At 47.2% G+C, this 11,244-nt stretch carries 10 protein-coding genes; 7 read left to right on the top strand and 3 right to left on the bottom strand.

Going from position 1 to position 11,244, the window contains the following annotated elements:
- Nucleotides 1-1,081, top strand: a 1,081-nt coding sequence (locus AB4Z17_RS17105) for a DRTGG domain-containing protein (protein ID WP_441961013.1), incomplete at its 5' end; no start/stop codon positions are given.
- Nucleotides 1,082-1,089: 8 nt separating this feature from the next.
- Here AB4Z17_RS17105 and AB4Z17_RS17100 read toward each other — a convergent pair.
- From AB4Z17_RS17100 to AB4Z17_RS17090, 3 genes are all read right to left on the bottom strand, one after another.
- On the bottom strand, nt 1,090-1,386 hold the full coding sequence (locus AB4Z17_RS17100; protein ID WP_076267805.1) for a YtpI family protein: 297 nt from the start codon (nt 1,384-1,386) through the stop codon (nt 1,090-1,092).
- A gap of 89 nt (nt 1,387-1,475) precedes the next feature.
- The gene (locus AB4Z17_RS17095; RefSeq protein ID WP_076267804.1) at nt 1,476-1,991 is read right to left on the bottom strand and encodes a hypothetical protein; all 516 of its coding nucleotides are present in this window, start codon (nt 1,989-1,991) and stop codon (nt 1,476-1,478) included.
- Between the two features lie 3 nt (nt 1,992-1,994).
- Nucleotides 1,995-2,321, bottom strand: coding sequence for a YtrH family sporulation protein (locus AB4Z17_RS17090; protein ID WP_076267803.1), 327 nt, complete (start codon nt 2,319-2,321; stop codon nt 1,995-1,997).
- Nucleotides 2,322-2,462: 141 nt separating this feature from the next.
- Between AB4Z17_RS17090 and AB4Z17_RS17085 the strand changes: the two genes are divergently transcribed.
- The 6 genes from AB4Z17_RS17085 to pyk all read left to right on the top strand — a co-directional run bounded on the left by AB4Z17_RS17085 (nt 2,463) and on the right by pyk (nt 11,155).
- Nucleotides 2,463-6,134, top strand: a complete 3,672-nt coding sequence (locus AB4Z17_RS17085; protein ID WP_441961011.1) for a DNA polymerase III subunit alpha — start codon at nt 2,463-2,465, stop codon at nt 6,132-6,134.
- A gap of 420 nt (nt 6,135-6,554) precedes the next feature.
- Nucleotides 6,555-7,046 (top strand): phosphatidylglycerophosphatase A family protein, encoded by a 492-nt coding sequence (locus AB4Z17_RS17080; RefSeq protein WP_076267801.1) that lies wholly within the window; start codon nt 6,555-6,557, stop codon nt 7,044-7,046.
- A 95-nt stretch (nt 7,047-7,141) separates the two neighbouring features.
- A complete protein-coding gene (locus tag AB4Z17_RS17075; protein ID WP_076267800.1) occupies nt 7,142-7,333 on the top strand; it encodes a glutamate decarboxylase in 192 nt (63 codons plus the stop codon).
- Between the two features lie 40 nt (nt 7,334-7,373).
- Nucleotides 7,374-8,243, top strand: a complete 870-nt coding sequence (gene accD / locus AB4Z17_RS17070; RefSeq protein WP_441961009.1) for an acetyl-CoA carboxylase, carboxyltransferase subunit beta — start codon at nt 7,374-7,376, stop codon at nt 8,241-8,243.
- Nucleotides 8,233-9,303 (top strand): acetyl-CoA carboxylase carboxyltransferase subunit alpha, encoded by a 1,071-nt coding sequence (locus AB4Z17_RS17065; RefSeq protein ID WP_441909047.1) that lies wholly within the window; start codon nt 8,233-8,235, stop codon nt 9,301-9,303. The genes accD and AB4Z17_RS17065 overlap by 11 nt, the downstream gene beginning before the upstream one ends.
- A 97-nt stretch (nt 9,304-9,400) precedes the next feature.
- Nucleotides 9,401-11,155 carry a pyruvate kinase gene (gene pyk, locus AB4Z17_RS17060; protein WP_441961007.1) on the top strand — a complete coding sequence of 585 codons (1,755 nt, stop codon included), beginning with the start codon at nt 9,401-9,403 and terminating at the stop codon, nt 11,153-11,155.
- Nucleotides 11,156-11,244 lie beyond the last annotated feature (89 nt).

Here is an 11,244-nt window from a genome sequence, read left to right as displayed (position 1 = left end):
GTTTGGCGGAGCAGCCGGCCTTGATAAAACGCTGCATAAATTTGTCATTGGTGCAATGGAGCTGGATGCGATGCTGCGCTACATTGACGAGGGCAGCTTGCTAATAGTCGGCAACCGTATCGGGGCGCATCGCTGCGCGCTAGAGGAGGGAGCAGGCGTATTGATTACAGGCGGTTTTGAGCCGAGCGCGGAAGTAATCAAGCTTGCTGACGAGCGCGTTCTCCCAATCATCTCATCGCGGCATGATACGTTTACAGTCGCCTCCATGATCAACCGTGCGATGTACGACCGGCTTATTAAGCGGAAGATCATGCTGATCGAAGACATCGTAACCTTCAGCAAACCCGCTGATGTGATGCGAATCGGGCAAACGGTTTTGGACTTCCATAAGATATCGCGGGAAACGGGTTATTCCAGATTTCCGGTAGTCGATGTAAGGGGCAAGGTTGTTGGCATGATGACGGCTAAGGATGCTGTGGGATCGCCTGAGGACAGCGCGGTAGATAAAGTGATGACAAAAAATCCGATTACAGCGGCACCAAATATAACGGTCACTTCGGCTGCTCATACGATGGCTGCGGAAGGTATTGACTTGTTGCCTATCGTTGACAGGCATCGCAAGCTGTTAGGCGTTGTGACGAGGCAAGAAGTGCTTGATGCGATGCGGTTTGCAGGAAAGCAGCCGGAATCCGGAGAGACATTTGAAGATTTAATGTGGACGGGCTTTATGGCTACAGCAAATGATAATGTCATTGGCCAGGACGAGCTGGGCATTGCTTATAAGGGAATCATTACACCGCAAATGTCAGGTGCGCTTGGGATGGTGTCGGAAGGACTTCTCTCTACGCTAATGACGCAAGCGGCTCGCAGAATGATTCGAGAAACGGCGAAGCGTGACTATTTGCTGGAGAGTATGACGACTTTTTTTGTTAGGCCGGTTCAAATTGACAGTGAGGTTACGATCATTCCTAAAGCGCTTGAGATGAGTCGGAAGTTTACGAAGCTAGAAATCGAAGTGAAGGACAAACAAGGCTTGGCCGCCAAAGCGATGCTGACGGCCCAAATGATTGATCCGTATTAATTGCACATTTAATTTCTTGTCGAGCTGTACGCGCTGAGATTGCGAAGACCAGCAAATACATTAAATACGCCAATTACAAGGAATATAGCGCCAATTACGATGCGAAGCGTAGATTCTCCGGACAAGAACAACTGAACGAGAGCGATAAACAGCAGCATGGCTCCCATGCTAATATTCATTCTAGCTGTGAAGAGGCCACGGGTTCTCGCATCCGTGGAGCGGCGTGATTTAAAGCTGAATACAGCCGAAAGCACGAGTGTAATTAGGATGCCCGGCACAAGCAGCCATTGCATCAGTTGATCCATGGAAAAGCAGCTCCTTTTAAGTTACGTATGTACAGCTTCGATCTTGTGAATAGACAGGCTCTATTGTATCACGAATCGCAGCTGTATGCTTAAGAAGGAGGCTTTGCATAATCACGTACCTTGATCCAGACATGCAGAACATTATCAACGACAAGAATAGTCTTAACCTCAATGGTATAGTCCTTGCTGTTCACATCCATATAGACCTTCTTCTCAAGGAGGTTGCGTGCGAATTTTGCGTCAGAGTCAATTTCATAAATGCTTTGCCCAAGGAAGACGCTCAAATCCCCCTTTATCCGCTTAATAATCAACGCCTCGGTAACTTGATCGAGATGGGGCCTTCCCGTATTTTGGCCGGCTTCTTTCTCTACACGGGGCAGGATGCTTTTTATAACGGTATGTTGATTCTTGAATTCATTTAAATGTTTTAAATCCGTTTCGTATTGCTCCAGCTTAACCTCCAGCTCACTCTTCAAAGTGATTAAAGCCTCAAATTGCGCCAAATAAAGCGAATTGTACACAATTGCGCCAATGATCATCCCGAGTGTGAATACTCCTACCATTTGCAGTCCTCTCGTGAAACGGCTAAACGGCGGCACGCGCATCGCTTAGGTGGCCCCCTTGCAAATCAGCCGCACTAGCTCTGTGCCTAAATGCGCACCCAGAAAGGCGATAATAATAAAGCAAATTTGCTGGGCTGCCGGCGATAACTGACCATCCATAATGTTGCTTTCAATGACTCGAACGGGATCAATCGACCCCCCGATTGCTGCGACGATCGCCCATATTTTCAGTTTTATGGCTGTATCGAGCATTGTATGGGCTGGCGGCATCAGCATAAACACTGATCCCACTGCTGCAAGCGTAGATCCACCTAACACAACGCCAAATGCGATAAAGAAATCAAGTCCTGCTTTGGACAAAAAATAGCTCACCCGTATCCCTCCAAAAATATAGTCTTGTAGATTAACACCGCATGCTTGTATGCTCTGCTACCATTCTATGGGCGTGTCCATCGCTATTATGATAAAATAGAATTATCTTATTTTTGGACGAAGCGGAAAGGAACCGATGCGATGAGCGGCCATAATGAACAATCTTACGTGCATTTGCACGTCCACAGCGAATATAGCCTGCTCGACGGCGCCGCCAGAATTAAAGATTTGACAGCTAAAGCTGCGGACCTCGGCATGAAGGCACTTGCGCTCACCGATCATGGAGTCATGTACGGAGCTATTCCTTTTTACCGGGCATGCCGTGCACAAGGAATAAAACCGATTATTGGGTGCGAGCTATATATGACGACTGGTTCTCGCTTTGAGAAAGGGTCGCGCAAGGAAAATCCAATCTATCATTTGATTGTGCTTGCCAAAAACGAAGCGGGTTATCGAAACTTAATGAAGCTCTGCTCCATAGCACATTTAGAAGGTTTTCACTATAAACCCCGCGTTGATTTGGAGATGCTGCGTGAGTACTCTGAAGGGCTGATTTGTTTAAGCTCTTGTTTGGGGAGCGAGATCTCTCAGCATCTGCTGCATGACCGCTTGGAGCAAGCGCGAAGCAGCGCTTTGCGTTATAAAGATATTTTCGGAGATGACTTTTATTTAGAGCTGCAGGATCATGGTCTTCTGGATCAGAAAAAAGTAGCTGTTGATATGATAAAGCTTGCAGAGGAAACAGGTATTAAGCTGGTCGCTACAAATGACGTGCATTACTTGCAGGCTGAGGACGCTGCTATGCAGGATGTTCTTATTTGCATCGGTACGGGCAAAACGACAGAGGATACTGATCGATTGCGCATGCTGACAGATCAGATGTATCTGAAGAGTGCGGACGAAATGGCGCTGCTGTACAGACATGTGCCTGAAGCGATTGCGAATACAGTTGAGATCGCGGATAAATGTGAGCTTGAGCTGACGCTTGGACGCGCAGCGCTTCCTGTTTTTCGGCCGGTACCATCGGGTATGAGCTCATCCGATTACTTAATTACTTTATGCCGCGACGGATTAGTTGCTAGATATGGCGGAAATCCAGAGTGGGTTCAAGATACTGATTATAGACAAAAGGCGGAGCAGCGGCTCGAATATGAGCTGTCTGTCATCGAGAAGATGGGCTTCAGCGATTACTTTCTGATCGTTTGGGATTTTATTCGCTTCGCTCATGATTCAGGCATTAGAACGGGACCTGGACGAGGCTCGTCCGCGGGCAGCCTTGTTGCGTATACGCTTCGAATAACGGATGTTGATCCGCTGAAATATAAGCTTTTGTTCGAGCGATTTCTTAATCCTGAGCGAATTTCCATGCCCGATATCGATATTGACTTCAATGATGAACGGCGTGACGAGGTCATTGCTTATGTGGCAGCCAAATACGGCGAAGAGCATGTTGCTCAAATCATTACATTCGGAACGATGGCTGCCAAGGCAGCAGTTCGAGATGTAGGCAGAGCTATGAACGTTCCGTTTCAAGAGGTGGATCGAGCAGCTAAGCTTATTCCAAACCAGCTGGGCATTACGATTGAGGAAGCGCTTCGCATGAGCAACGAGCTTCGCGAAGCAAGCGAGCGTCAGCCGAAGACGGCGGCTATGCTGAAGATGGCCTTGAAGGTTGAGGGCATGCCAAGGCATGCCTCCACTCATGCTGCGGGCGTTGTGATTTCACAGGAGCCGCTGACACACTATACGCCGATACAGACAGGAAGCGAGAGAATACCGCTCACCCAATATTCAATGGAGCATTTAGAAGCGATTGGACTTCTGAAAATGGATTTTCTCGGTCTGCGTACACTCTCCATTCTAGAGCGTGCACTGCACGCGGTTAAGGAGCAGCACGGCAGAGTGATCGATTTCCACACCATTAGCGATAGTGATCCGGCAACGTATGCCATGCTGAGCCGCGGCGACACGACCGGAATTTTTCAACTCGAGTCTGCCGGTGTGCGGCGAGTGCTGAAGGAAATGAAGCCAACGGAATTCGAGGATATCGTCTCCGTTCTTGCACTCTACCGTCCCGGCCCGATGGAGTTTATTCCTAAATACATTCAAGGCAAACACGGGCTCGTAACGGTTGAGTATCCGCATCCGTCGCTAGAGCCTATTCTCTCTGACACGTATGGCATTATTGTTTATCAAGAGCAGATCATGCAAATTGCCTCCTTGATGGCTGGCTTCTCTCTTGGTGAAGCGGATTTGCTGCGCCGAGCAGTATCCAAGAAGAAGCGCGAGGTGCTCGACGAAGAGCGGGCACACTTTGTGAAAGGAAGTCTTTCACAAGGGTATTCAGAAACGGATGCCAATCATGTCTACGACATGATCGTTCGATTTGCCGATTACGGGTTCCCTCGGGCGCATGCAGCAGCATATGGAGTACTCGCCTTTCAGACAGCATGGCTTAAAGCTAACTATCCTGTGCCGTTTATGGCATCGATGCTCGCTTCAGTTACAGGAAATCAGCGGAAGACCGCTGAATATGTGGATGAATGCAGGCGAATGGGCATTGCTGTGCTGCCGCCTGACGTTAATGAAAGCAGCGTATCGTTTACACCTGTTGAGAAAGCGGTTCGATTCGGGCTGGCAGCTATTAAAAATGTCGGGACACAAGCCATTGAAGCGATCTTAAAAGAGCGAAAGGATCGGCTCTTCGATAGTCTTCTGGATCTTTGCCAACGTGTAGACCTGCGGGTTGTGAACAAGCGGGTGCTGGAGTCGCTCATTCAGGCGGGAGCTCTTGATTCGTTGCCAGGACACCGTGCTCAGCTACTAGCTGCTTTGGAGGAGACGGTAGAGACAGCAATCAAATGGCGCAAAGACCGTGAAGAGCTGCAAATTGAAATGTTTGGTTTAGACGAGGTGCAGAACTGGGATGTCGAGCTGCCCGATATCCGTCCGTACACGACAGGGCAACAGCTTGATTTTGAAAGGGACCTGCTGGGGCTTTATTTATCCGGCCATCCGCTGGATGCTGCCGAGCAGCAGCTGTCGGCGTTAGGCCTTGATCGGTTGGTTGAGCTGTCTGATGCAAAGGACGGGGCGATTGCTATTGTCGGAATTATGGTCGTATCCATCAAGCCTTTCACGAATAAGAAAGGTCTGTCCATGGGTTTTCTCGAGCTTGAAGATCGCATAATGCGTGTGGAAGCTGTCGTATTTCCGACGATCTGGAAGCGAATCGAAAGCAAGCTCAAAAAGGGCGGCTTAGCCATTATACAAGCAACGGTTCAGCAGCAGGATGATGATTATAAGCTCATCGTTGAGGATTGTGTACCGATTGAACATCCGGAGATGGAGCTTGCGGATCACGTAGGACGGCTGCAGAAGCAGGCGAAGGCTCGCGCGGCAAGAACGGGCGGGAGCAGCTATACTTCTGCGGGCAGTACTCAGAAAACGCAAGGCCAAGCTAACCGAACGACGTCACCTAGCAATCGGCCAGCTTTCCAGACTAAGGCTGCTGATAATAGTAGCGTTAAAACCAGCCCTCAGTCCGGAAATAACCGCAATACACCTGCATCCGATGAGCGCAAGCCGCAGCGCGTATATATAAAAATTGTAGCGGAAAATGAACAGCCTGCTGTCCTTGAACAGCTGAAAAGTGTTTTGGCTGGTCATTCCGGACAGCTCGCTACCGTGTTATTTTATGTACAAGGACAAAAATCGATTGCTCTCAGCGATAGTTATCGCGTTAAACCATCTGCTGAGCTTATCGCAGCCGTTGAGCAGCTCTTGGGTGAAGGCTCGATCATCGTCAAATGACAACGACATAAACAAGCTGATGCGAGACCTTCTGCAATCTATTTCTCGCTTCTGGTAAATCAGAAATTAGATGCTAATTTTAAGCTTGAAAATATGCAATGGCGAGAAAGGTTTGAGCTGAGCAAACCTTGGTTTGTAATTATTTCGATAGTGAGATTATGCAAAAAAAAAGAAGTGAAAATTATTCTTTTGCCATGAATATTTGGTATTGATGCAATAGGATTTCTCCCCTCCTGCTTTATCTTGCAAGCAACGGCATTTCGTATGCACATCAGAGCCTATCTGTGCATATGTTTAGAGATACATGTGAAGATGGCTATGGGGCTCTGAGAGTGCGAGCGCCGCCTGAGGACAATGTCATCTGCTCACGCCTATGTTTCCAAGATAAACGTACAAGCAGTTACGGGAGGGATGAGTCCTATGACAGGAATCGAGAAATGGCTCTTAAAACGAGGGGTATCCATCGATGATGTAACAGAAATCGTTTATACGCTGCAGCGCCCTTATAACGGTGATTTGACGATGGAAGAGTGTGAGGAAAGCGTAAGGGCGGTGCTTGGCAAACGAGAGGTTCAATATGTCATGTATACGGGTATGGCCCTTGATGAGTTAGCTGAGCGGAAGTTATTGCCAGAGCCATTGCAATCGATTATGGAAAATGATGAGTCGCTTTACGGTGTGGATGAGACGCTTGCGCTCGGCATTACGAATGTTTACGGCATGATTGGATTGACGAGCTTCGGATATTTAGATAAAGTAAAACCCGGTATTATTCGTCAACTAAATATAAAAGGTGAACGAATTCATGTTTTTTTAGATGACCTGGTTGCTGGATTAGCCGCTGCCGCGTCTGCTCGAATTGCACATCAGGACCCGAAAGCGATCCAATATGATTTGCCGGATTCGCCTTAACTATGGTATCATTGTGAGATCATATGGCCTGTTACCGGGATAGCTGTGCTTAGTAAGTGAGCTTTGTGGAAGCAAAGTTTTCAGGAGGTACCATGATGTGGACGGTCATTTATATCGCACCAACAGCAAAAATTGCAGATAACATCAAGAAGCGGCTAACGGATGAAGGGTTTCTGGTGAAAATCCGCTCCGTCAATCTGTCCAAACAGCAATACGAGATACTAGTTCCGTCAGGCGAGTTGGAGGAAGTTCAAGAAGTATTCAACTCCATTATGCGGCCATTATGATGGACTGCTCTATACTATTGCGCCTTGAGAGGTGTCACACGTGCAAATAAAAGATTTATTTACTAAGAAAAAATATGCAACGATACCTTCGGAACCACGCAAGCGTGAAGTTCCTGAGGGCTTGATGAATAAGTGCTCCAAATGCGGCACGATTCAGTATAGCAAAGAGTTGGAAAAGAATTTGAAGGTATGCTCATCCTGCGGTTATCATTACCGTCTAAGCGCGTTGGAGCGTATTGCATTAACGCTTGATGATGGGCATCTGGTAGAATACGATGCCAATATGGAATCCATCGATCCTCTAAACTTCCCAGGTTACGCGAGCAAGCTAGAGCAGCAGAAGAGCAAGTCGAGTCTTCGCGAAGCTGTCGTAACAGGAGAAGGTACGATTGGTGGTTTTCCTGTCGTCGTAGCAGTCATGAGCTTTGATTTTTTCACTGGCAGTATGGGATCCGTAGTTGGAGAGAAAATTACAAGAGCGATCGAAGCGGCTCATGAGAAGAAACTGCCGCTTCTTATTTTCTCAACATCGGGCGGCGCCCGGATGCAGGAAAGTATTCTTAGCTTAATGCAAATGGCCAAAACGAGCGCGGCACTTTCAAAGTTTCAAGGTGCCGGGGGTTTGTTTATTTCGATTTTTACCGATCCTACTACGGGCGGGGTTTCGGCAAGCTTTGCGAGCTTGGGCGATTACAATTTGRCCGAGCCTGGCGCGTTGATCGGTTTTGCCGGACGAATTGTTATCGAACAAACGATTCGCCAGAAGCTGCCTGACGACTTCCAGACGGCTGAGTTTAACTTGCAGCATGGCCAATTGGATAAAGTCGTACACCGCAAAGATATGAAACCTACGTTAGCAAAGCTGCTTGATATGCATTGCGTAAGGGAGGAAACATCCTATGGCGGGTGAGCTGCCTTTTGAAAAACCGTTGTACGACTTGCGGCAGAAGGTAACTGAGCTTAAGACCTTAAGCGTGGAGAAGGGTATCGACTTCACGGAAGAAATTCGAGGTCTTGAGCTTAAGTGCAAGCAGCTGGAAGAAGAATTGTATAGTGAGCTGACTCCGGCTCAAAAGATGCATATGGCGCGTCATCATCAGCGTCCGACATCGTTAGACTTCATTCAAACGGTATTTACCGATTATATGGAGCTTCATGGAGATCGTCTGTTTGCAGATGATCTTGCCATCGTTGGTGGCCTTGCTAAGATAAACGGTGTTCCAGTTACTGTTATTGGACACCAGCGCGGCAAGGACACTCGTGAGAATATTGCTCGTTTCTTCGGCAGTCCTCATCCTGAGGGCTTCCGCAAGGCGCTTCGTCTCATGGAGCAAGCGAACAAATTCAAGCGGCCAATCATCACGTTTATTGATACGAAGGGTGCTTATCCGGGCAAAACCGCCGAGGAGCGAGGTCAATCGGAAGCGATTGCGCGCAACCTGCGGGAAATGGCCGGCTTCGGCGTGCCTATTATTTGTATCGTTATTGGTGAAGGCGGCAGCGGGGGAGCACTCGCTTTAGGCGTCGGAAACCGTGTGTTAATGTTGGAAAATGCGATTTATAGTGCAATCTCGCCAAATGGAGCGGCATCCATCTTATGGAAAGATGCTTCCAGGGCAGATCAAGCAGCTGAAGCCATGAAGATTACAGCCAAAGACTTGTTAGAGTTTGGTGTAATTGAGGATATAGTTCCAGAGCCGCAGGGCGGTGCACATAAGGACTTGGCATTTCAAGCGGAGCAAATTAAGGAAAAGCTGTGGCAGCATTTACAAGAACTTATGAAAATGAGTGCTGAGCAGCTTATCGAAGATCGGTATAATAAATTCCGTAAAGTGGGTCAATTCAAGATCGTTGAAGAGCCCGGAGATGTGGCAGACGGAGCAGTTGCTGATACAAATATCGGTCTAAAAGCGGACGCGGTGAATGTATCTCAGGAACAGGCGCCGGAAGCAACTCCGACCGTTCAATAGTGAATAATATGTAAAAATGATTATTTCACTGTACAAGCAGTGGGTTGTCATGTCAGTATAGTAAAGAATATCAGGCAGTATACGGAGGAAACTTAACATGCGTAAAACGAAAATTGTTTGTACTATCGGTCCATCCAGCGAATCACYGGAAAACACAAAAAAGCTAATCAATGCAGGCATGAACGTTGCCCGTCTTAACTTCTCACACGGAGATTTTGAAGAGCACGGCAACCGTATTAAAAACATCCGCATTGCAAATGCAGAACTTGGTACTTCGGTAGCGGTTTTGCTTGATACGAAAGGTCCTGAAATTCGTCTTGGCAAGCTTAAAGAAGAGCCTATTGAGCTTAATCAAGGTGAAATCGTTACGCTTACTACAGAAGAAATTTTGGGTGACCGCAACCGTGTTCCTATTACTTACAACAACCTTCCAAACGATGTAACAATTGGTTCAACTATCCTCATTGATGATGGCTTGATCGGATTGACAGTTGAAGAGGTTAAAGGCACTGAGATCGTTTGCCGTATCGTAAACAGCGGTCCAATTAAAAGCAAAAAAGGCGTTAACGTTCCTGGCGTGAAAATTTCATTGCCTGGTATTACGGAAAAGGATGCTAACGATATCGTATTTGGTATCGAGCAAGGCGTAGACTTCATCGCAGCATCTTTTGTTCGTAAAGCGAGCGACGTGCTTGAAATTCGTGAATTGCTTGAGCGTCATAATGCAGGTCACATTCAAATCATCTCCAAAATTGAGAACCAAGAAGGCGTAGACAACCTTGATGAAATTCTTGAGGTTTCTGACGGTCTTATGGTAGCGCGTGGCGACCTCGGCGTTGAAATTCCAGCTGAAGAAGTGCCGCTCGTTCAAAAAAATATGATCAAAAAAGGTAACCGTGTAGGTAAACCTGTCATTACAGCAACACAAATGCTTGATTCCATGCAGCGCAACCCGCGTCCAACTCGCGCAGAAGCGAGTGACGTTGCAAATGCGATTTTTGACGGTACAGATGCGATCATGCTTTCCGGCGAAACAGCTGCGGGAAGATATCCAACTGAATCCGTACAAACAATGGCTCGTATTGCTGAGCGTGCGGAAGCCGCTTTGGAATACCGTGAAATTTTCACAAAACAAGCTAATGCACAACAAGTATCCGTTACAGAAGCAATCAGCCAAGCTGTTGCTAACTCGGCTCTTGACCTTGGTGCAAAAGCGATCATCACATCGACGCAAAGCGGCTTTACAGCTCGCATGGTATCGAAGTACAAGCCTAAAGCTCCAATCATTGCTGTAACGACTGATGAGAAGGTATTGCGTCGTCTATCTCTCATTTGGGGCGTATTTGCAGTGCTTGGTCCAGATGCGGATACAACGGATGAAATGTTCGAAAATGCTGTAAAAGGCGGAATGAGCACTGGATTCCTAAGCTTGGGAGATACAGTTGTTATTACAGCTGGCGTTCCAGTTGGCCGCGCTGGCACTACAAACCTTATCAAAATTCACCACATTGGTGAGCTTTTGGCACAAGGACAAGGTATCGGCAGCCAAACAGCTATCGGTAAAATTGTAGTAGCTCGTACACCTGAGGAAGCTATTGCAAAAACAACTCAAGGTTCAATCTTGGTAACGATCTCCACAGATAAAGAATATATGCCTGCATTTGAAAAAGCTGGTGCAGTTATTACAGAGCAAGGCGGAATTACTAGCCACGCCGCTGTAGTTGGCCTGAATCTTGGAATCCCAGTTATTCTTGGCATCCAAAATGCAACTGAATTGCTGCAAGATGGCATGGAAGTTACCATCTATGGCGAAACAGGCGTTATCTATCACGGCCAATCAAAAGTACTGTAATATAACAGTGCCTTTGTTTTGACAACAATATAGTACAAAAACAAAAAGCGATGGTGATCTCACCGTCGCTTTTTGCTAATCATTTCGTC

It is taken from the genome of Paenibacillus sp. TAF43_2, assembly GCF_052113545.1.
Lineage (GTDB): Bacteria > Bacillota > Bacilli > Paenibacillales > Paenibacillaceae > Pristimantibacillus.
This window is presented reverse-complemented; position numbering and strand designations above follow the sequence as displayed.

What these genes read in the sequence shown, in the direction of transcription:
- AB4Z17_RS17100 (WP_076267805.1), bottom strand. Translation starts at nt 1,386, where the DNA reads ATGGATCAACTGATGCAATGGCTGCTTGTGCCGGGCATCCTAATTACA.
- AB4Z17_RS17095 (WP_076267804.1), bottom strand. Translation starts at nt 1,991, where the DNA reads ATGCGCGTGCCGCCGTTTAGCCGTTTCACGAGAGGACTGCAAATGGTA.
- AB4Z17_RS17085 (WP_441961011.1), top strand. Translation starts at nt 2,463, where the DNA reads ATGAGCGGCCATAATGAACAATCTTACGTGCATTTGCACGTCCACAGC.
- AB4Z17_RS17080 (WP_076267801.1), top strand. Translation starts at nt 6,555, where the DNA reads ATGACAGGAATCGAGAAATGGCTCTTAAAACGAGGGGTATCCATCGAT.
- AB4Z17_RS17075 (WP_076267800.1), top strand. Translation starts at nt 7,142, where the DNA reads ATGTGGACGGTCATTTATATCGCACCAACAGCAAAAATTGCAGATAAC.
- AB4Z17_RS17065 (WP_441909047.1), top strand. Translation starts at nt 8,233, where the DNA reads ATGGCGGGTGAGCTGCCTTTTGAAAAACCGTTGTACGACTTGCGGCAG.